Origin of the sequence: Micavibrio aeruginosavorus (assembly GCF_051245535.1) — a bacterium.
GTDB classification, from domain to species: domain Bacteria; phylum Pseudomonadota; class Alphaproteobacteria; order Micavibrionales; family Micavibrionaceae; genus Micavibrio; species Micavibrio aeruginosavorus_D.
In genome coordinates, this window is the sequence record NZ_CP195303.1 from 2179565 (window position 1) to 2202190 (window position 22626).

Genomic DNA, 22626 nt, shown 5'->3' on the forward strand with positions numbered 1-22626 from the left:
GTGTCCTTGGGCCATTTTTGTATAGGGTGCGGGTGCGGGGGACCGAACAAACACGGCCCCGCCTGCATACAAAAACACCCTATATGAATTACGGAAACCAACCCCTAGACCACGGCCTTGTTTCCCTGTATAAGAAACAGGCAAATTTATATTGGAACACAATGGGTTTCGGTATAAAACGGGTGTGCCGGGCGATCCCGTCATTCCAAAGGTTATCCACTTTTGGGTGTACGTTTCTTGGACTGCGCCGGATCATATTGTTCGACATGATTTAAATGGGGAAAACAGTGACCTCTGTTCGTCTTTTCAAATATTTGACCGTTGGTGTTTCGGCGCTGGCCCTGTCTTCCGCTCTGTCGTTCGGGGCACTCGCTCAGAATAACGAGATGACCGCATCCGCGTCCGGTGAAATGGTGGCCAAGGACCCGATGCAGATTTCGCTGAACGAAGCGGTGGCCATCGGTGTACGCACCAACCCGGAATATAACATCGTGGCCAACAACCGCCGCGCAACGGACGAAGAATTAAATCAGGCGAAAGCCCTGTATCTGCCGTCCATCGATGTTGCCGCCGACACCGGTTTTGAACACAGCGACGATCCGTCCACCCGCGGTGGTCTGGATGATGACGATGAAGAAAACATGTGGCGCTACGAAGCGGGCATCACATTGACGCAGATGCTGTTTGACGGTTTCGAAACCAAACACGAAGTTGGTCGTCAAAAAGCCCGCGTTGAATCCGCCTCGCACCGCGTGCGCGAAGCATCCGAACTGACCGGTCTGGCGATTGTTGAGGCCTATCTGGATGTGATGCGCCAACGCGAATTGCTGCGCATTGCCCGCCAGAACGTTGCCGATCACATCACCATTCTGGACCAGATCGAAGACAGCTCCGAAGTGGGTCGCACTACGACGGCCGATCTGGAACAAACCCGTGCGCGTCTGGCCTCGGCCCGTGCGAACGAATCCTCTGTTCGTGAATCACTGCGCATTTCCGAAGCCGCCTATGTGCGCGCTGTTGGTGAAGCACCGAAAAATCTGGTGATGCCGCTGGTTCCGGTTGACGGTCTGGCCGCTGATGTTGAAGCAGAAGTGAAAACCGCCCTGCATCAATCCCCGACATTGGATATTTTCGAAGCCGACATGCGTGTCGCGAACGAAGAATACCACGGCGCTTACTCCACCTTCTACCCGCAGGTTGATTTCCAGGCCAACGCCCGGAACGGTGAAGACCTGAACGGTGTTGAGGGTCGTGATACCAGTGCATCCGCTTTGATGGTTCTGAACTGGAACCTGTATCGCGGTGGTGCCGATAACGCCCGCGTTCGCGAGTTCATGAGCCGCGAAGCCCAGACGAAAGAAGAACGTGCCAAGGCCGCCCGCGGCGTTGAAAACGAAGTGCGCCAAACCTGGGCCCGTATGGTGTCCGCCGGTGAACGCGCCCGCGAATTCGCAGCCCAAGCCGCCGCCAACCAAGAAGTCGTAAAAGCGTACAAGGACCAGTTCGATCTGTCCCGTCGTACGTTGCTGGACGTTCTGGATGCGCAAAACGAATTGTTCGTGTCCCAAAGCAACACGGTGAACTCCGAATTCCTGGAAATGTTCGCGGTGTACCGCCTGCTGGGCCTGAAGGGCGAATTGCTCCCGGTTCTGGGTGTGGCCTATTCCCGCGAGGCTGATCCGGCGAAAATGTAATCGCCGATCTGTTCGACGAAATTTCAAACCCCCGGCCCCTGCGCCGGGGGTTTGCTTTTGCGGCTCTTGCCATTGCGCTGCACACTGTGCCAGTGTCTATCCATATTCAAAAAATAGATGGGATTGTGACGATGACCGATTGTAAAAAACCGTTTCATGTGGCCGCGGAAGACACGCTGAACACCCTTGAATACCGCTTGCGGAAGGATCCCCTGGTCATCATGCCCGTGATCGCGATGATCAAAAAGACGGGTGATTTGATGGATTTGAATGCGCGGGTTCGTGCCATTGAGCTTCTGGCGCCGTATGCGGTAAGCAATGATTCAGTTGGCCATGCCGCCTTCACTGTTTTTACAGAGCTCGCTCGCAAAATCGTCGATGAGGACCCACGCCGGGTCTATCGCCTGTCTGTCTACGTCATTGGGGCGATGGATGAACAAGATACCCGTTATCTCAAGGTCCTGACCCTGTTCAACGAGGCACAACATAAGACGGCGCGTTTGAATCCTGAGGTTTGGTGCTCGTTCCGCCCGTGATGGGTGGTGGCGCCTGCCACTGGATAGGCTAGGCTCCGCGCACAAGGTCTGATAGAATAAAACCCTCTTCCTGCACGTCCCGGTGTTCGCCGGGGTGCCTTCCTTTTGTTTTTTATCCGGGATTTTATCGCCGTGACCCTATCGCCGTCTGATGCCGCACAAGAAGCGCAAACTGAACAATCCGCGTCTGATCAAGACAGCACGTGGCCGTTACAGGCCGACCGCATGGCGTCGCATTCGCCGTTGGTGGATTGCCTGCGTCTGCTGGCCGGGCATTATGGCCGCCGCACCTCTGCCGCCAGCCTGACCGCCGGATTGCCGATTCCACCCACCGGCATTACACCCGCGTTGTTCGTGCGGGCCGCCGAACGCGCCGACATGAATGCGCAATTGGTTGATCGTGGCGTTGATGCGCTGGCGATTGCACCGAATTTGCCGTGCATTCTGGTGCTGGAAAAGGGGCAGGCCTGTATCCTGTGGGATGTGAAATATCCGGCCAAGCACCCGCCGAAAAAAGAACCGGGTCATGCGGTTGAATTGCATCCGGAAACAACTTTCGTTGTGCAATTTGCCGAAACCGAAGATGCGCGCGAAAACATTTCGTTGGCGCGTATGCGTGATCTGTATGCGGGGTACGCGTTTTTTGTACGCCCGGTGGCGCGCACGGATGACCGGGCCGGCCCTGCGGAAATCAACACCGCACGCGACTGGTTCTGGGGCGCGTTGAAGGAACATAAGCGCCTGTATAAAGAAGTGGCGGTGGCCGCGGTTCTGATCAATATTTTCGCGCTGGTCAGTTCGCTGTTCACCATGAACGTGTATGACCGCGTGGTGCCCAATGCCGCGTTTGATACGTTGTGGGTGCTGGCTGCCGGTGTGGCAACGGTTTATACCTTTGATTTTATTCTTAAAAACCTGCGGGCGCAGTTTCTGGATTTTGCCGGGCGCAAGGCCGACATTAAAATTTCCGCCAGCTTGTTTGAACAGATTCTCGGCATGACCATGGCCGCTCGTCCGGCCAGCGCCGGTGTACTGGCCAGCAACATGCGCGAATTTGAAGGCCTGCGCGATTTCTTCACCTCGGCCACGTTGGTTGCGCTGATCGATCTGCCGTTCATCGTCATGTTCATTCTGCTGATCCTCGTCATCGCGGGACCATGGGTGGCGTTGGTGCCGACTGTATGCGTACCGTTGGTGATTCTGTTCGGCTATTTGATGCAGCGTCCGCTGGCCAAGATTATGAAAGAATCGATGATGGAAAGCGCGTTGAAAAACGCGCTGTTGTTCGAGGCGATCTCCGGTCTTGAAACCGTGAAGGTGCAGGCCGCCGAAGGCCACACCCAACGCAAATGGGAAGAGCTGAACGAAAAATCATCCCGCACGGGGATGAAGTCGCGGAAACTCTCGTCCTTCGCGATGAACTTCACCATGTATATCCAGCAATTGGCCAGCGCGGCGGTGGTGATCGTCGGTGTGTACCAGATTGTTGAGGGCAATATCACCATGGGGGCATTGATCGCCTCGGTGATTCTCTCAGGCCGCGCCATGGCACCGCTGGCGCAGGTGGCGGGGTTGCTGACGCGCATGAGCCAATCCAGACAAGCCCTGATCCAGCTTGACGATCTGATGAAACGCCCGGTCGAACGCCCGGCGGGGAAACATTTTATCTCCATGCCCGCGATCAAGGGCAATGTCGAATTTCGTGACGTTATTTTCAAATATCCGGGCCAAACCATTGCGGCCTTGAACCATGTCAGCTTCACCATCAATCCGGGCGACCGTATTGGTGTGATTGGTGCGGTGGGTTCGGGCAAGACGACATTGGAGCGCCTGCTGTTGAACCTGTATCAACCCGACAGCGGGTCGGTGCAGATTGATGGCACCGATGTGCGCCAGATTGATCCGGGCGATTTACGCCGCTCCGTCGGCGCGGTTCAGCAAAGTCCGCAACTTTTCTATGGCACTGTGCGTGAAAACATCACCATGGGGCATGAAACCGCACCGGATCGCTCCGTCCTGCGCGCCGCCGATCTGGCCGGGGTGATGGAATTTCTGCGCGAAACGCAAGCGGGTCTGGATACGCAAGTCGGTGAACGGGGCGAAGCCCTGTCCGGTGGCCAGCGTCAGGCGGTCGCGATTGCGCGGGCGCTGCTGTACGATCCCCCGGTGCTGATTCTGGACGAACCGACCGCGTCGCTCGACCCCGCGTCGGAACAGCGTTTAATGAAACGTTTGGGGGTTCTGTGCGAAAATAAAACGACGATTTTGATTACGCACAAGGGCACGATGCTGGGGCTGGTGAATAAAATCATCCTGCTCGACCGTGGCCGCGTGGTTGATTTCGGTCCGAAGGACGATGTCATTCGCAAGCTGCAAGCCCGTCAATACGGCACCCAAGCCGAACAAACTGATGTTTAAACGGACATAATGTCATGAATACACCTGTGAAAAAACCGGCCGTCGAACCCGCCAAAGAAGCCCCGAAAAAGGGCGCAAAGGCTGATCCGAAAGAGGACACCATCAATTCCAGCGAAGGCTGGGCGAAGGCACAGCAGGATTGGGCGAAAACCAATTTTGAAAAAATGCAGGCGCACGCCGACCGGTATTTCACAACGGATGAAGAATTGCCGCTTTCGCGTCATTTGATTCTGGTGTTCTCGGTGTTGTTCTTCGTGGTCTTCGTCCTGTGGGCCAGCTTTGCGCCGATTGACGAGGTCACACGCGGGCAGGGCAAGGTCATTCCGTCCGGTGAAGTGCAGATCATCCAAAGTCTGGACGGCGGCATCGTCGATGAATTTATGATCCGCGAGGGCGATGAAGTCACCGCCAACCAGATCATTATGCGCCTGCGCAATCTGGATGCCTCATCCGATTTGGGTGTAAACCAAGTGAAATATCTGGGCCTGTTGGCCACCATCGCACGCCTGCGGGCCGAGGCCGAGGGCAAACCGACGCCGGAATTCCCCGAAAATGTGATGAAGGGCGCGCCGCAAAGCGTCACCGAACAACTGGAAGCCTTCCGCGCCAACACGCAGAGTTTGAACGCGCAATTGGCTGTGTATGAACAGCAACTGGCCCAGCGTGAACAGGAAGTGCGCGAATTGAACACCCGCGCCGCCGATTTGCGCGAGGTGATTCGCCTGTCCCGGTCCGAACGTGACATGATCGCGCCGCTGGTGGATCGCGGATCGGCCCCGAAAATTGAATTGATCCAATTGGAACGCGGGCTGCAGGAAAAACAATCCGAACTCAATTCGGCATTGTCCGCTTTGCCGCGCGCGCAATCCGCCGTGGCCGAAGCCAAGGCGAAAATTGATGAGGTGACAGATACAGTGCGCGCGCAGGCGCAAACCGAATTGTCCGCCAAGCAAATCGAAATGAACGCGATCAGTCAGACGCTGGGGTCGTTGGAAGATCGCAAAACCCGAACCGAAATCCGCTCGCCTGTGAACGGCACGATCAAGGATCTGAAAATCAACACGGTGGGTGGCGTGGTCAAGCCGGGCGATCCGATCGTAGAAATCGTGCCGAAGGACGACCAGTTGCTGGTCGAGGCACAGATTCGTCCGTCCGATATTGCCTTCCTCTATCCGGGGCAAGCCGCCGTTGTCAAAATCACCGCCTATGATTTTTCTATCTATGGCGGGCTGAAGGGTGAGTTGGTCGATATTTCCGCTGACTCCATCACCAATGAAAAGGGTGAAAGTTTTTACCGTGTGAAAGTGCGCACGAATGAAAACAGCCTGAAGCGCAAGGGTGAGGTTCTGCCCATCATTCCGGGCATGGTGGCCTCGGTCGATATTATGACGGGCAAGAAAACAGTGATGGAATATATCCTGAAACCGCTGATCAAAACCGTCGATGGCGCGATGCGCGAGCGGTAATCACGCAGGCTCGTTGCTTTTGATCCAGCGCACGGCTTCTTCCAATTCTCCCGCTGGGTAAACCCGCATGACGCCCAGTATTTTGGGTGGCAGGATCAGCCGTGATTTCATCATCGCTCGTTCGGTTGGGTTGATGTAAGCCAATCGCGTCGCAAACGGGGCTTGATAAAAGATGGTTTTCAGGTTCAGCTCCGCCGCGTCATCTTCCCACCCCAAAAAATCGACATATTCGATCAGCATGCGAAGCTGGCCGTGTTTTTCGATGATGGCGTTGCCAATATCGACGCACACCTCTTGATAATCCTGCGCATTGATAATGCCGCTATAGCGGACACAAAATGTGTCCATCTCGGTGTGGGGGAGGTTGATGACGGTTTTTCCGGTCACGGCGCGTGTTGAATCGTTTGGCATCTATAATTTATAAAAAATGAAAGAAACTATAGATGCTATATAAGAAGGACCTGGCGTCCTTGTCTATATATCTAAGGTGGTGTTACGCGGCGGGATCTTGGCGTTGCGCGCGATCTGGACGGTTCATCCACGCCACAGCGTCTTCAATCTGGCCGGTTTCAAACATCCGCATATTGTCCTTTAACGCCGCGGGCAGCAGCATATGGGCCTTGGCCAGCGTGCGTTTGCTGGGGTTGATATAAACCAGTTTGCGGACGAACGGGCATTGGCGCAGGACGGTTTTAAAATTCAGTTCCGCGGCCTCGTCATCCCATCCGGCAAAATTGGGGCCAAATTCAACCAACAAACGGATGGTGCCGTGCTTTGCAATGGCGGCATCGCATTGTTTGATAAAAATTTCGGTGTATTCCTGCACGTTCATAACGCCGTCATACCGGGCGCAAAATAAATCGCCCTCGGTTTGCGGCAGAATGGTCACGCATTTTTCTTTTGGTCCGGTCATTGTGCTTCTGGTTTGTACGCCTGCATCCATGCAATGGCCTCATCCAGATCCTCTAAGTTGAAATACCGTGTTTCCGCCTTGATAATCGGGCGCATCATTTTCATCAACAGGATGCGCTGGTCCGGCGGGCTGACATAGGCCAGACGGCGTGCCGTTACGCCAATATCTGTAATGCATTTAAAGCTCAGCGCTGCGGCCTGTTCCGACCATCCCTTAAAATCACGGTCGTAAAAAACCAGCAAATTGTACCAGCCGTTTTTCTGCTGGATCGCGCGCACGGGCGCATCGAAAAACTGCATATAATCATCCACGCCGATGGTGTCGTGCAAATGCACGAATAATGTGGTGTCTGTGCTTTCCGGCATGATCGTAATGGCGTTCGTCATGCGATCCCCCGTGAAAAATGGCGCTATATTCTGGCCCAGTTCAGGGCATCCTGAAACTGGCTGGCATCAAAAATACGCAAATCGGTTTTCAATGCCGCTTGGCGCATGCCGATATATTGAATCATTTTGTCCGGCAAATTGACAATGGCCAGTTTTTTCAAATGCTGGGCCAGAAACATGGTTGAAGCGAGGTCCGCCATAGCGGCTTCTTCCTCCCATCCCTGAAATTTCTCAAACACCAGCACCATGCGGATCTCGCCATGATCGGCGGCCATCTTCTGCACCAGTGGCAGGAACAGGGTTTTATACCCCTCACCACTGATCGGCTTGTCCACGCGAATACAGATCACGCGGTCATCCGTTTCGGGCATGATCTCATTAAACTGCGTTCTATCCATCCGGCGTACATCCATTCCCATGGTAAAAAGTATAGGCGCGTTTCCTTACGCCAAACTTATTTTACATAGACAAATAACACGCAAAAGTGAATAAAGCATATATTCGAAGACGCTGATAAATAAACGAAATTGGCGTTTGACTTCCGAATCACCGGGCGGGGGTGTCGGGGATGGGCGGTGGGGCGGGCGATCCCGCTGAAAAGCCACGATTTATAACGCTCAAACGGGCGTGGCGGCTTGCTTTTTGTGCGGACATTGTGTTTCTTAACATATCGTGCGGCGCACTGGTTTTGCGCCCGCCGTATATTAGCAAATCACAAGGTTTACCATGTCCAATACTGCTGCCGCTCTGGATCAAATCACCCTCACGCTGCCCGACGGGGCCACGCGCACCGTTCCGGCGGGGACCACGGGTCTGCAATTTGCCGAGTCGATTGCCAAGTCACTGGCCAAGGCGGCGATTGCCATTTCTGTGAATGGCGAGATTCGTGACCTGTCCCGCCCGTTGGATGATGGCGCGATGGTCAGCATCCTGAAACGCGAAGACAACGCCGCGCTGGAAATGATCCGCCACGATTGCGCTCACGTTCTGGCCGAAGCGGTGCAGGAATTGTTCCCGGGTACGCAAGTGACGATTGGCCCGTCCATTGAAAACGGGTTCTATTACGATTTCGCCCGCAACGAACCCTTCACGCTGGAAGATCTGCCGAAGATCGAAGCGAAGATGAAGGAAATTATTGGCCGCGGTGCCGCGTTCGAACGCGAAGTCTGGGACCGCAACGACGCCATCAAATTCTTCACCGACAAGGGGGAGATGTACAAGGCCGAGCTGATCCGCGACCTGCCGGGTACGGAAACCATTACGATTTACAAACAAGGCACATGGTTGGATCTGTGCCGTGGGCCGCATATGCCGACGACCAAACATATTGGCACGGCGTTTAAATTGACCAAGGTTGCGGGTGCCTATTGGCGCGGGGATTCGTCCAAGGCGATGCTGACCCGTATTTACGGCACCGCATGGCGCACCGAAGACGAACTGCAAGCCTACCTGACCCAGATCGAGGAAGCGGAAAAACGCGACCACCGCAAACTGGGCCGCGAAATGGATTTGTTCCATTTGCAGGAAGAAGCGCAAGGGTCTGTGTTCTGGCATGACAAGGGCTACACCATCTGGCTCGCGCTGGAAGGGTATGTGCGCCGTCGCCTGAAATCCGCCGGCTATATCGAAGTGAAAACGCCGCAATTGATGGATGCCCGTTTCTGGGAACAATCCGGTCACTGGGGAAAATACCGCGAAAACATGTTCGTTGTGCCGGATGTGGTGCCGAACACGGAAGAGGGCGGCAAGGTTTTCAAGGAAGAGCCGAAGCATTTCATGGCGCTGAAACCCATGAACTGCCCGGCGCATGTGCAGATTTTCAATCAGGGCATTAAATCCTACCGCGACCTGCCGATCCGCATGGCGGAATTTGGCTGCTGCCACCGCAACGAAGCGCACGGCGCGCTGCACGGCCTGATGCGCGTGCGTCAGTTCACACAGGACGATGCCCACATTTTCTGCCGCGAGGACCAGATCGAAGCGGAATCCATGGCGTTCTGCGAATTGCTGCGCGTCATGTACACCGACCTCGGCTTTACCGATGTCGTGGTCAAACTGGCCACCCGTCCGGAAAAACGCGTCGGCACGGAAGAAAGCTGGGATTACGCCGAAAACGCTTTGAAACAGGCGCTGGACAAAGCGGGTCTGGCCTATGAAATCGCGCCGGGTGATGGCGCGTTCTATGGTCCGAAACTGGAATTCCACATTCGCGATGCGATTGGTCGGTCCTGGACCTGTGGCACATTGCAGCTGGACCCGAACCTGCCGGAACGTCTCGGCGCGTCCTATATCGGCGAAGACGGGGCGAAACACCGCCCGTTGATGCTGCACCGGGCCATTTTGGGATCGCTGGAACGCTTTATCGGCATCCTGATTGAAAACTATGCCGGGAAATTGCCGTTGTGGCTGGCTCCGGTTCAATGCGTGGTGGCCACCATCACATCCGATGCGGATGATTACGCCCGGGATGTGCTGGAAAAACTGAAGGCCGCTGGCATTCGGGCCGAAATCGACCTGCGCAATGAAAAGATCAATTACAAGGTGCGGGAGCATTCTCTGGCCAAAATCCCGGTCATGTTCGTGGTCGGCAAGCGCGAGGCCGAGGAGCAAAAGGTCGCCATTCGTCGTCTGGGCGATGAAAAACAGGCCTTTGACCCGCTGGAATCCGCGATTCAGGCCCTTGCGGAAAGCGTAAAACCGCCGTATTAATAGGCGCTTATAGAAACTCGGGGGCGTGATAATCCGCCCCCGGCAATGCCAACTTAATCAATGGAGACGACCCATCGCTAGACCACCTGTACCCCCGCGCCGTGATGCACCCCGTGATGACGGCCCGCGCGTGAATGCTCAAATCCGGGTGGACAAGGTCCGCCTGATCGGTGCCGATGGTGAAATGGTCGGCGTTGTGTCGATCCGCGATGCTCTGGCCGCTGCTGAAGAAGTCGGTCTGGATCTGGTTGAAATTTCCCCGGGCGCTGAACCGCCGGTCTGCAAAATCCTCGACTTCGGTAAATACAAGTACGAGATGCAGAAGAAGGCGAACGAAGCCCGCAAAAAACAAAAAGTCATCGAAATCAAGGAACTGAAATTGCGTCCCGCAATCGGTGACCATGATTACGACGTGAAGATGAAGGCCGCCCGCCGCTTCCTGGAAGAAGGGGACAAGGTGAAATTCACCCTCCGCTTCCGTGGCCGTGAAATGGCGCACCAGCAATTGGGGATGGAAGTTCTCAATCGCGTGAAGGAAGATTTGGCCGGTCTGGGCAAGGTTGAAATGGAACCGCGTCTGGAAGGTCGTCAGATGATGATGGTGATTGCGTCTGAAACGCCGAAGGCGTAATCGCTTCGATGAAAGATTTAAAAATCCCCGGACATGCTCCGGGGATTTTTGTTTGCAGTTTATTGTTCAACGCAAATCAGTCGGGCGCCCCAGTCGCAAAAAGCGCTGGTGCCTATATCCGACCAGTGTGATCCGATCGCGCCCAGTGCCCCCTGATGCCAGTCATACAGATCAGAAGCTCCATAGGTCCACCCATTGCATGAATAATCGGCGGAAGATGATTTCATGGCCCCGGCGACCGTTGTGTTGGTCGCGACATCCAGGTCGCTGGTAATGAAATCACCATCTTCGTCGAGGATAATGCCGGTTAAAAGGCTGCCGTCGGTCAGGTCTGTCCAGTCATCGGCAATCCGTGTTCCATCCACCAATCGATAGGGAACGGTGGCCTTGGTTGTAAAGCGGGTTGCGGGGGCCGAGGCGGCCGTTTTTGCGCTGATCCATGCCATGTATGTGCCGCCGATCCCGGCATTGTTGGCGGCGGTCTGGCACTTGTCATCCGCTCCTGCGGTGCCGCCCAGATTTCCGGTGTATGACGCTTTGGTCGCGAAGATTTTTTTATGTGCGCCCACTGGGTCATCAGGTTGCTGGACGCAATAAAGTCGTTTGTTGGTGTCGCATGTTCCTGTGCCGTTGTCTGTCCATGTGCTGGATGTGCTGGCCAGATTTCCGTTATAGCCCAGCGTGCTGGAAAACGACCAGATCCAGCTTGCGCCGCTAATCCTGCCACAGGCAGAATCAGCCGTACTGCCCTTTCGCGCCCCGGCGGATGTCACGTTGGTCCAAACCGACCCGGACGCGATGGTCGCCCCGGTTTGGGTTTTGTTGATGGCGTTATCCAGTGTTCCGTCCGTCAAATCGGTCCAGTTGTCGGCCACTGTCGTGTTGTCCACCAACTGGTATGGCAGGGTGGATTGTTCAAATCGATCTGCGGGCGCTGTGCCCGCGACCCTTTCCGCCAACCATGCGTAAAAATGGCCGGACAATCCGGCGGCTTGTGCAAGGTTTTTACACATCCTGTCGGCGTGTCCGATCCCGCTAAAATTTCCGTCATAGGTCGTTGATGTGACGAATACTTTATATCCACCCAATGCGGTGGTGATGGACCATTGGTCCAGCGCGTTGCCGATCGACAACGTGGCCGTTGTGGTTGTGGAATCCGATGCGCTGGATGTGGCGCGCAGTTGGATATACTGACCATTATCAATGCTGTTGCCGGTGCTGGCCCATGTGTGGTCCACAACGCTGCATGTCAGAGTGTTACAAATGCGGTATTGGGGTGATCCATCACCAGTAATTTCAACGGCGGCGGCGCATCCATCTGTTGTAATCTGAACGATTTCCGATGATGTAACGGTGGATGTCACCGCGCCGATGATATCGGCAACGCTGTACACATTCACGCCACACCCGGCGGATAATGTGCCCGTTACCCCCAATATATTGATGCCATTGGCAATGTTATCCGCGATGAAATCCGGGTCATCATCGCTGCGCGTTGCATCCAGATAACATTCCCCGGTGTCGTCATCTTGGCACCGGGGTTGTTTAAAATTTACCCAGTTGCTCCCGTCGCAATATTCCCATGGCGGTGTTCCGCCCGTATATCGCATGCGTCCTGTTTTGGCTGTGGTGCATGATCCGGCATCATTGTCGATTTGTAACAATGTTTTTCCGGCACTGGTCTGTTCGACCAGCGTTTGCCATGTCGTGCCGTTGCAAATCAATGTGCGGCGTGGAATTTGTTCCGGCCCGCCGGTGTTGCGAACCTCGCCATTAATGCTGCACGAATCACCCGGCTGCGTTTCGGCGGCCAGTGCAGGAATCGGAAAAAAAGACAAAAGGGCCCATAAAAAAATGGGAAAAAGGGCGTAAAAGCGCATCGCGAGTGATAACAATATTATAAATAAATATCTGTGCGAGCTTTCAATGGCAGCTTTGGGACGCTGCGGCTTAGCACTATCACTCTGATTCCGGCACCAACGCCAAAGGCTTTCGAGGCCTTGCAATGTGGGACCGATTATATGCGGCTTTTTTATTCCTTCAAGGGGGATTTTTGAACGCGTATTTTATTGCGCTGCAATGCTTTCGCCATCAATAAAATGTTCCGACTGCATCGCCCATAGTTTTGCGAATGTGCCATTCTTGGCCAGCAAGGCGGCGAAGCCGCCGTTTTCGACAATTTCCCCATTCTCCATGACGATCAAATTGTCGGCATGTTTTACGGTGGACAGGCGGTGGGCGATGATCACCATGGTTTTGCCCGCGAACGCCGTTTCCATCGCGGTCTGGATCACTTGTTCCGACAGGGAATCCAGTGCGGATGTGGCTTCGTCAAAAATGATCAAATCGGCATCGCGCACAAACGCCCGGGCAATGCCCAGACGTTGGCGTTGCCCGCCGGATAATTTAATCCCGCGTTCGCCGATCATCGTGGCATCCCCATCGGGCAGGCTGGCGATCAATTCGTCCAGCGCGGCGTGTTTCAAGGCGCGTTGATAGAGTTCTTCGTCCACAGTGTCGATGCGGTCGAGCAGGATATTGTCGCGGATGGTGATGTTGAATAATTCAACATCCTGCGGCACCAAGGCGATGCGGTTCAACCATTCATGCCCGGGAATATTGTTCAAATTGGCCCCGCCCCCAATGCCGCCGACGGTGATGGTGCCGGTTTCGGGTAACATCTGTTTCATCAACATGCGCACCAACGTTGATTTGCCTGCACCGCTGCGCCCGGTCAGGGCGATGGTTTTCCCGCGCGGAATGGTCAGGTTGATGTTGTGCAGGGCATGGCCCTTTTGCCCGTCATAGGTGAAATTGACATCGTTGAACCGAATGTCGGTCCAGTCGGCGGGCAGGGGTTGGGTGGGCGCAAAATCCATCATCTGCGGTTTTTCGCGCAGCGTTTCAGAAATGCGCATAAACCCGTTGCGGTATTCCAGGAACTGATCCTGCATATAAACCATTTCTTCCAAACGGGACCACAAATTGAACATCAGGAAGAACACGGTGGCAAACGCCCCGGCGCTCAACCACCCACCAAACATGCCCGACAGGCACAGGCCGAGGGTCAGAACGATCCAGAAAAATGCCGTCATGTTCAAAACCGTCCATTTGAAATAGGTGATTTTGAACACATCGCGCATGGCGAAATGGGCATCGGCTTCGTGGCGTTGGGCCTGTTCGTCGATATAGGCGCCCATGTTGAACGCCTTCACCGTGCGCACCGCGCCGACAAATTCGTAAACGCGGGCGGTCAGTTTTTCCAGCATCTTGTTATGACGGTCGTGCATTTTCGGCAAATTGCGCGCGGTATAAATCCCCACGGCCATAAAGGTCACGATAAACCCGGCATAAAGCAGCAGGAAATAAAACGGCGCGTCGATCAGGATGACGGACGCAAAAATACCAATCACACTGCCCACGAATGGGACCAGCGACCATTTGTAAATGTTATAAAGCTGTTTCAACGATGACCGCGCGGTGGTGATGCGCTGCATCTTGCTGCCTGATCCTTGGGATTCGTGCCAGTTGAGTGACAGGCGGTTCATGTGCCGCACGGAAAACAATGCCATGCTTCGGTTCAGGCGATCTTCCATCGCCGCTTCGTTCAGGAACAAGCCCATGGAAATCAGCGCCAGCCCATAGGCCGCCATATACGGCACGATCATCCACATCAGCCGGGCGGGGTCACTCATCGCCCAACCTTCTTCAAACCCCTTGATGGTGATACCGATAAAAAACGGCATCATGGCCAACACGGCAAACCGCACCACACGCAACGCGGTGAACATGAAAAATGTTCTGCGATAAGGCCGCAAGAAAAACCACAACCAGCGCAGAAACGATGCCGATTCCGCAGGTAAATCGCGTTCGTCGGGCAGGATGAATTGTGGGTCTTGCATAGGCTGTACTCCAACGTTTTGTTTATGCGTCATCCCGGCGAAAGCCGGGATCTTCATCCAGTCTTGTATCGTTCTAGCCGATAAGACAATCCCGGCTTTCGCCGGGATGACTCAAAATTTTAAATGTGAACGTGGCGCGATCTTAAACGACCGAAGCGACCCATTCGTTCAATTGCGTTTTGGACATGGACCCAACACGCGTATCAACAACCTGACCACCCTTGAACACCATAAAGGTGGGGATGCCGCGCACGCCGTATTTCGTCGGGGCGTTCGGGCTTTCGTCGATGTTGATTTTGACAACCTTCACCTTCTCGCCCATTTCGTTGGCCAGTTCATCAACCAAAGGGCCCATCGCCTTGCACGGGCCACACCATTCGGCCCAGAAATCGACAACCACCGGGCCGTCGGCGTTCAGGACTTCGGTTTCAAATGTTTGGTCGGATACTTTATGGGTCATGGCCCGCTTCCTCTCTTCGGATGAATGAATTCTGTACCTTTTAATATGGTCGCTTGGTGTGCGGGGTCAAGGGCCGCAGGGGCGCTGAAACCCGTTCCGTCCACATCGGGCATGCTCTTTAGGTTATTGATTTTCCAGAATCTCCATCAACCGCATGCCATCGGTCCAGAGCAGGGCCGTGCGAATCACCCGGTCCGGGTAGATTTTGCGAATGATGGACGCATAGGCCCGCATCTGTTTCCGGTACAGCGGTGCCACGTCCTTCTGGTCCAGCGGCGGCGGGCGGTTGGTTTTGTAATCGATGATCCACACCGCATCGCCTGTAACGGCCAGACGGTCGATCTGCCCGCTGATCAATTGCCCGTCGACATACCCTGTCACGGGCACCTCGGCCATTGTGCCCGGCGCAAACAATGGCGCAAATTGCGGATCATCCAAAATCGCTATGACTTCATTCACGATACCGTCGCGCACGCTGTGCGGTAAATCCTGTTTTGCCACGTGCAGGCGCGCGGCATCCATGCGCGCGGCCACGGGCATGTCGGGCAAAATCTGCAGCAAACGGTGCGTCACAATCCCGCGGCGGAATCGGTACGGGTCATCCCCCTGTAACGGCGACCGCGCGGCGGGTTCGGCATCATCGGGGCGCGATGGCATCAAGGTTGTCGGGGCACCGGGTTCGGTGGGGGCGGCGCGGTCAATCCAGTCCGGCGGCACCGGATCGGTCATATTGGTGGGCGTATATCCGGCAGCGCGCTTTTCATCCACGGAGCGCGTTTGCGGGTTGGATATGCGGCGGATGGGGTCGTCAAAACCGGGCCGGGTGATGGCCTCCACATCATCCATGCGGTCGAACGCATCGGCCATCAATTGATACCAACTCTCCTCCATCCGGGCGCGTTTCTTTTTCGCGGCGGCAATGATCAACTGGTCTTCGGCCCGCGTCATGGCGACGTACAACAAACGGCGTTCTTCTTCGGCGTCCGCCGCGTCAATGCGGGCTTGCGCGGACGTGTAGGCCCGTGGGGCCTCCGCCTTGCGCGTGGTCCATAATGGCGCGGTTAATCCCGTCTTGCGCGGCCACAGAACGGGCACGTCTTTCTTCCCGCCACTGCCCTTGATCGTATCGGGCAGGATGACCACCGGGGCCTGCAGCCCCTTGGATGCATGCACGGTCATAATCCGCACCTGATCGCCCGCATCATCCATTTCGCGTTTAAGCTGGGTGTTCGTGCGGTCCTGAACCTGTACAAAATCCTGCAGGGACGGTACGTGGGTGCGCTCAAACGCCAGCGTATTGTTGATAAATTCCTGTAACGGGTCCAGCGCCTCATGCCCCAGTCGCGCAATCAGCGCGTGGTGACCGCTTTTCGGGTCGGCGGGGCAAGGTGTTTGCAGGAGGCGCGTGAAAAATTCATAGGGGCGCAGCAAACTGCCATCGCGCAAACGATCGTTCAGCCACGCAATAACCGGGTCGTCGTCGGCCCGCGCGCGCAGGGCGGACCAGAGCGTTTGTGACCCCCGGTTCCATGCAACGCTTTCCAGCCGTTCATCCCCCCATCCGCACAGTGGGGATTTCAGGATGCAGGCTAGCGATAAATCATCCTCCGGCAACAATGCGAACCGTGCTACCGCCATCATGTCTTGCACCACCAACTGGTCGTTCAGGACCATCCGGTCCACGCCGCTGACGGGCACGTTGCGGGTTTTTAATTCGCGCACCAGTTTCGGCACAAAATCATTCCGGTTGCGGACCAGCACCAGAATATCCCCGGCGCGCAACGCACGCCCCTTGGATTCCAGCATCATTGTGCCGATGGATGACGCAATATGGTCGGCCACCCGCATCGCCAATTGCGTCCGCGCATCGATGGATGATGTGCGCTCCAACGGCAACACCCAATCATCCTTGCCCTTGTCTTTTTCCGGCTCGTGCAAAATCGGCCAGATTTCAACCGACCCCGCCTGCCCGATGCGGTGGGCGGTGTGGGTGATGATGTCATCGGCCACACCTTGCAACACGGGCGGCGGGCTGAATGTTTCATCGGTGGCGCGCAACACGGATGTGGTGGACCGGAACGATACGTTCAATCCCACATCGCGCCACCATGATGCGTTCATGGCCCGCACGCGGGCGGCGAAATTTTTCCGCATGGTCTGGAACCCGTCGCGGTCGGCGCGCTGGAACCCGTAAATGGATTGTTTTTCATCCCCGACGAAGAACAAGGTACGGGCCAAATGCTCCGCATCATCGCGGGCGCGCCCGGACAGGAAATCATCACTCAAAGCCCGGATAATTGCCCATTGCTCGGGGTTCGTGTCCTGCGCCTCATCCACCAGAATATGGTCCAGCCCTTGATCCAGCTTGAACATCACCCATGGCGCGATGGTGTCGGCATCCATGCCCATCGTCTGCCCCTGCAGCAAGGCCAGCGTGCGCAAAATCTGGTCATCGAAATCCAATGCGGAATGGCGGGCCTTGATGGCGGCGTAAGCGTGCAACACGGCCCCGCCGAATGATAACAAATCACTGGTCGCGCGGGCGGATGCGACGGCGCGCAATGTTTCGTTAAGGGCGATCAACCGCTCCGCTTCGGCAATCAATGTCGGTTCGCAATCGGCATCCGCATCCTTCGCACCCTTGGTGGCGATGCGGGCCAGAACAGTTCCGGCCTTGGTCAGGAAAATACCCGTATAGGCCTCAAATTTCTCTGCCCGGACGGGCGCGGGTGATTCCAGCCAATCCTGTAATAATCCTGCACGCTCCACATCGGTCTTTGTGCCTTGATTGAGTGCCCGACACGCCGCCCATAAATCATCCTTGGCGAATGATGCATCGGCGCAGGCGTTTAAAATCAACTGGTCACGCTCCAGCGCTGGATCAATGTCCAGAATGTCGCATACCGCACGGTGCAGGGTCGCCGCATCCGGATAAGTGCGCATCGTGTGTTCCAACGCGCCGCGTTCGGACAGCAAGGCACTCAACTGCGCGTCGGTTTGTTCTTCATTCAAAATGCGGGTCAGGCGGCGGACGGTGTGGTGCAAATCACCGTGCATGTCATCGCGGGCGATTTTTAAAACCTGATCCCGTGCCATGGCGATCAACCGTTTGGCTTCGTCATCTTCCAGCGTTTTAAAATCGGGTGACAGTCCCGCTTCCAACGGAAACCGCCCCAGAATACTTTTGCAAAACGCGTGAATGGTCGTGATGTTCAACCCGCCGGGGGCATCGACCACGCGGGCGAACAATTGACGGGCGGCCACCATCTGGTCCGCATTCGGGTTTTGGCCAATCAAATCGAGCAATGTATCGCGTAATTTCTCATCCTCCATCACTGCCCATTCGCCCAAGCGTTTGGACAGGCGCAGGCGCATCTCACTCGCCGCCGCCTTGGTGAAGGTCAGGCAGAGAATGCGGTGCGGTGCGCAGGCGCTGGCCGCGCCTTGACCCGGGCGCGGTAATAAAATGCGCAACACGCGGTCGGTCAAAACCTTGGTCTTGCCCGACCCGGCGGATGCCCCCACCCACACATGGGCGGCGGGGTCGGATGCTTGCGCCTGCAACGATGCGGCATGGGCGCTGGCGGCCTGGGGTGATTGATCCGGTTTTTCGGCTGCGGATGTTTTTGAATTCATGCCGCATCCTCCGCATCATCATCCGCATCGCTCAACACCACCCATTCCTGTACGCGGGCCAGTTGATCGTAATCACGATATTTCGGGGCGTTCGCGGGATTGGGCAGACTGTAATACGGTGTTGCCGGGTTTTGGAATGCGGTGACCAAATCGCGCAATCCGTTATAGGCATAGGTGGACAGATGCACGGCGTCACCTTCTTCCACGCTCAGAATGGTCGGATTTTTTCGGCCTGACCCATCCCATGCGGTAAAGGCGCGCAGGCCATCAACACTGGGCTTGGGTCCGGCGTCGTTAAACCCGCCATGCAGAATCATCGCCCCTTCCAACGGCAATTGCGGGGCCAATCCGGCTTCAATCGCTTTCTTGCTGGGCAAGGTTCCGGTTTTATAATCAATCACGGTGGCGCGGCCATTGATTGCGCTGCGATCAATCCGGTCGGCCTTGGCGGTCAGGGTGAAGACGTCGCCATTGTCCAGTGTAATCGGCAACGACCCCGTGGCTTCCAGCGCCCACGGTTTGGAATGGGCGCGTTGCGCGGCCTCCAGCGTGACGAAATGGTCAATCGCCGCTTCCATACGCGGCCACCAGAACCCCCACAAACGTGGATCATCCATGTGGGTTTGCATCTGGTCATGGGCCAGTGTGGTCAAGCGACTTTGTGCATCATCCGGCCAGTCCTGCATGTGATCTGATACGAAATGTTCGAACACTTCATGGATCAACGTGCCGCGGCTGGCGGCATCTTCGGGTTTGTCCAGCATATCCAGTTTGCGCAGGCGTAAAATCCGCTTGGCGTACAACGCGTATGGATCGCGCATCCATGTTTCAATGTCGGTGACCGGCAATGTCATCGGGCGGCGATCGACGGGCGGTGTCGGCGCGGGGCGTGTGGCGGCGGCAATGCGCGCGCCATCATCACTGAACATTTTCGCGCGGTGCAGGGCCGGGTGGTCGTGCAAATGGTCTGGCGGAATATCCAGCGCCTGCAACACCGTATCCAACCGTTGCAGCCAGCGTGACGGCACGGTCGGCGTACCATCCACCCGCTTGCTGCGGCTGAGGTAAACCATGGGGGCACAGAAGCCACAGGCAAAATCATGCGCGGCAAACCCGACCATTTGTTCCGTAGGTGGCAGGCCGAATTGCTTGCGCATCGGGCGTGACATCCATGGGTCATGCCCGGGATCGGGCGGCCATGTGCCATCATTCAGGCCCGCCAGAATAACGCAATCGGCCTGACTCATCCGCGCTTCGATTTGGCCCAGAATGGACAGGCGCGGGTGCGTGCCATAAGCGGGGCGAATATTCACGCCCTCCATCATCGTGCTGATGATCGACAAATAATCATCCAGACTCATCGGCGGCATGGCGTTTGTATCGCCAGCAAACGCCTGCGCCAATTCGCCGTGCAGTTCGGCCAGAATGGTGGCCGCCGCTTCGCCATCTTCCCCCGTCCAGATCGTATCGGCGCGGCTGAGATGCTCCGCCACCTTGATATGGGCGGTCAACCAATCGGGCAACGGGCGCAATGTGTCCGCATCACCCTGCAATAAATCATCAAACGGTGCAAAACAGGCGCGCAGATGATCGATTAAGGGCGCAACATCCGGCGGCGCGTCATGGCCGCGTGCAATTTGCGCATCGCGTTTGGCATTGATATGCGCGACTAATCCATCCCATCCGCGCATGGGTGTGGGGCCGCGCAGATAATGACGATCCAGCGCACGAACCATGCCGCGCCCATCCCCCGCATCATTATCATCCCATCGCATCAGCGAATGTTTCACGGCGGCCAGCAACGCGGCGGGGGTGTACTGTTCAATCGCCGCCCGCGCAATCAGGCGCAGGAAAATGCCAACGCGCGTGGTGCTGAGCGGTTGACCACCGGAATCATCCATAACGATGCCCCAGCGATTCATGATCAAACTGACGCGGCGGGCCAGCATCCGGTCCGGTGTGATCAGTGATGCCGTGCGCCCCGGTGTTTCCAATGTTTCGCGCAAGATCAGGGCGATGGCTTCGGCCTCTTCCTGCGGATTTTCGGCATCCATCCGGCGGACGCGGCCCAGCGTGTCGCGTACATGTGTGCGCGTATCCGCATCCGGGTCCAATGTCGTCCACGCATCGGCGGTGGCGGCCGGGCGCATCATTTCACGGGCCAGCCATTGGCGGGCATTCAATTGTTTTTGCGCCACGCCGGGGTTGGTATCACTGTGTGCGGGCGGTGTATGCGGCCAGAGTGTGACATCATGGCGATGCAAATTTTCATCCATGCCATGCAGCAATTTTTTCAACGCATGTTGCGGGTGGGAATCATCCAGCGCCGCCCAACTGTCGTCATCCATATCGCGGTCCAGCGCGGGCAGGATGACCGACCCGTTTGGCAATCCGGCAATCACACGCAGCAAGCGCGCCGTGGCGGGAATCGACCCGGTCGATCCGGCGGCGATAATGCGTTGGGTAGGGCGCGTGGCTTCCCAATGATCGGCCAACGCGTGGGTCAAGCGCCCGCTGCGATCCGCCGCATCAATCATGCCGTGCGCATCCAACAAAGCGGGCCATAATTTCATGATGATAGACAGGAAATCCAGTGTCACCCGCCAGTGATCGGCAAATTCATCCGGCACCAACGCGGGCAGGGCGTCCAACGTCACGCCCTCCATATAACATTGGTCGATCAAGCGGCCCAAAGTTCCGGCCAGCGCAAAGGCCTGATCCGGGCTATGCACCCGCGTCTTCCATTCCATGATCATGCGCGCCAATAAAATCTGGCGGCGAATTTTCGGCATGGCGGGGGGCAGGTTGAGGGCCGCGTCACTGCCCGATGAGGCAATGGATTCAAGGCTTAAGGAATCTTCGTCTACTTCACCCAGTGCGCTGAGGCGCGGCAGCAAAATCGGCGCGCCCTTGGATAGACGCAAAAACGCATTCTGCATCGTCCGTGTCGCGCGGCGTGTGGGCAGCAACAGGTGAAGAGAAGACAGGCCCTGCGGGTCGCCCTTCGTTTCATCCAGCAACCCATGCGCCAGCGCATCGGCAAAGGCCACCCCCGCCGGAATGGTGAACAGGGTCAGCTTGTGATCCGCTGCCCCCATATTCATCACGCGGTGGGGTGTGCGGGCGGGTAGACCGGATTGGTCGGGGAAATTGAACCACCCGTGGCGGCCAAATGGGCCTCCACACTGGCCAAATCGGCTGGTGTGCTGATGTGGTGCCATGCGCCGTCATGTTCCAACCCGAACAAACGGCCATTGGCCTGCGCCTTGTCCATCAGCTGCAGGAAGGAGAACGGGCCGCTCGGTGCATTGTCAAACAAACGCGGATGCACGATGCGTACGCTGGTCCACATATGCGTGCCGGTTTGCGCCGTGCTGCGAACGATCTGGCCATTGGGCAAGAAATCATAATCGCCCACACCGCCCGTCAGCGTCATGGACGTAACAGGTTGCAGCAACAGCAGCAGATCCATTTTGGAATCATCCCACAGGCTGGCCATGCGGGTCAGGGCATCACCACTGACGCCATCTTCCCACAACGTGTCGCCGGAAAAGGCGAAGAATGGCTGGTTGCCCATGGTGTACAGGGCCTTGTTCATGCCACCGCCAGTATCCAGCAATGTTTGTTCAAATGAAAACGTCAAACGCGGCGCGTGGCGCTGGCCCAGATGTTGTTCCAACTGCGTGGCGCGGTAATGTAAATTGACGGTGACATCATGCACGCCATACGCGACCAGACGGTCCAGCGTGTGGTCGATCATCGCTTTGCCGGCCACGGGCACCATCGGTTTTGGCATCGTGTCCGTATGCGGGCGCAGGCGTTTACCCATCCCGGCGGCCAGAATAAAGGCGCGGTCGATATGCGGCGTACTCATG

At 56.4% G+C, this 22626-nt stretch carries 16 protein-coding genes; 6 read left to right on the forward strand and 10 right to left on the reverse strand.

Translation table 11 applies throughout. The features are described 5' to 3' along the window. The first annotated feature begins 287 nt into the window (after positions 1-287). From ACSC94_RS10525 to ACSC94_RS10540, 4 genes are all read left to right on the forward strand, one after another. Positions 288-1694 (forward strand): TolC family outer membrane protein, encoded by a 1407-nt coding sequence (locus ACSC94_RS10525; protein ID WP_435640793.1) that lies wholly within the window; start codon positions 288-290, stop codon positions 1692-1694. A gap of 125 nt (positions 1695-1819) precedes the next feature. Further along, entirely contained in the window at positions 1820-2230 is a 411-nt protein-coding gene (locus tag ACSC94_RS10530) for a hypothetical protein (protein WP_435640794.1), read from the forward strand. A gap of 132 nt (positions 2231-2362) precedes the next feature. Beyond that, complete coding sequence (locus ACSC94_RS10535; protein ID WP_435640795.1) at positions 2363-4648, forward strand: type I secretion system permease/ATPase; 2286 nt, start codon at positions 2363-2365, stop codon at positions 4646-4648. A 14-nt stretch (positions 4649-4662) separates the two neighbouring features. Continuing rightward, entirely contained in the window at positions 4663-6114 is a 1452-nt protein-coding gene (locus tag ACSC94_RS10540) for an HlyD family type I secretion periplasmic adaptor subunit (protein WP_435640796.1), read from the forward strand. Here ACSC94_RS10540 and ACSC94_RS10545 read toward each other — a convergent pair whose 3' ends face one another. The 4 genes from ACSC94_RS10545 to ACSC94_RS10560 all read right to left on the reverse strand — a co-directional run bounded on the left by ACSC94_RS10545 (position 6115) and on the right by ACSC94_RS10560 (position 7811). Continuing rightward, entirely contained in the window at positions 6115-6525 is a 411-nt protein-coding gene (locus tag ACSC94_RS10545) for an STAS/SEC14 domain-containing protein (RefSeq protein ID WP_435640797.1), read from the reverse strand. 82 nt (positions 6526-6607) lie between these two features. Beyond that, positions 6608-7027 (reverse strand): STAS/SEC14 domain-containing protein, encoded by a 420-nt coding sequence (locus tag ACSC94_RS10550; protein WP_435640798.1) that lies wholly within the window; start codon positions 7025-7027, stop codon positions 6608-6610. After that, positions 7024-7413, reverse strand: a complete 390-nt coding sequence (locus ACSC94_RS10555) for an STAS/SEC14 domain-containing protein (protein ID WP_435640799.1) — start codon at positions 7411-7413, stop codon at positions 7024-7026. The genes ACSC94_RS10550 and ACSC94_RS10555 overlap by 4 nt, the downstream gene beginning before the upstream one ends. Before the next feature lie 23 nt (positions 7414-7436). Continuing rightward, the gene (locus ACSC94_RS10560; protein WP_435640800.1) at positions 7437-7811 is read right to left on the reverse strand and encodes an STAS/SEC14 domain-containing protein; all 375 of its coding nucleotides are present in this window, start codon (positions 7809-7811) and stop codon (positions 7437-7439) included. Between the two features lie 328 nt (positions 7812-8139). Here ACSC94_RS10560 and thrS point away from each other — a divergent pair, with 328 nt between their 5' ends. Beyond that, positions 8140-10122, forward strand: a complete 1983-nt coding sequence (gene thrS / locus ACSC94_RS10565; RefSeq protein ID WP_435640801.1) for a threonine--tRNA ligase — start codon at positions 8140-8142, stop codon at positions 10120-10122. A gap of 73 nt (positions 10123-10195) precedes the next feature. After that, positions 10196-10753 carry a translation initiation factor IF-3 gene (gene infC / locus ACSC94_RS10570; RefSeq protein WP_435642174.1) on the forward strand — a complete coding sequence of 186 codons (558 nt, stop codon included), beginning with the start codon at positions 10196-10198 and terminating at the stop codon, positions 10751-10753. A 59-nt stretch (positions 10754-10812) separates the two neighbouring features. On the opposite strand, the gene ACSC94_RS10575 is transcribed toward infC, so the two are convergent. The 6 genes from ACSC94_RS10575 to ACSC94_RS10600 all read right to left on the reverse strand — a co-directional run bounded on the left by ACSC94_RS10575 (position 10813) and on the right by ACSC94_RS10600 (position 22625). Then, positions 10813-12591 carry a hypothetical protein gene (locus ACSC94_RS10575; protein WP_435640802.1) on the reverse strand — a complete coding sequence of 593 codons (1779 nt, stop codon included), beginning with the start codon at positions 12589-12591 and terminating at the stop codon, positions 10813-10815. Positions 12592-12819: 228 nt separating this feature from the next. Continuing rightward, entirely contained in the window at positions 12820-14655 is a 1836-nt protein-coding gene (locus tag ACSC94_RS10580; RefSeq protein WP_435640803.1) for an ABC transporter ATP-binding protein, read from the reverse strand. 142 nt (positions 14656-14797) lie between these two features. Further along, positions 14798-15115 carry a thioredoxin gene (gene trxA, locus ACSC94_RS10585; RefSeq protein WP_435640804.1) on the reverse strand — a complete coding sequence of 106 codons (318 nt, stop codon included), beginning with the start codon at positions 15113-15115 and terminating at the stop codon, positions 14798-14800. A 123-nt stretch (positions 15116-15238) separates the two neighbouring features. Further along, positions 15239-18751, reverse strand: coding sequence for a double-strand break repair helicase AddA (gene addA / locus ACSC94_RS10590; protein ID WP_435640805.1), 3513 nt, complete (start codon positions 18749-18751; stop codon positions 15239-15241). Next, positions 18748-21972, reverse strand: coding sequence for a double-strand break repair protein AddB (addB, locus tag ACSC94_RS10595; protein WP_435640806.1), 3225 nt, complete (start codon positions 21970-21972; stop codon positions 18748-18750). Before addB ends, addA begins: the two co-directional genes overlap by 4 nt. After that, positions 21855-22625, reverse strand: coding sequence for a nucleotidyltransferase family protein (locus ACSC94_RS10600; RefSeq protein WP_435640807.1), 771 nt, complete (start codon positions 22623-22625; stop codon positions 21855-21857). The genes addB and ACSC94_RS10600 overlap by 118 nt, the downstream gene beginning before the upstream one ends. Between the last annotated feature and the right edge of the window lies 1 nt (position 22626).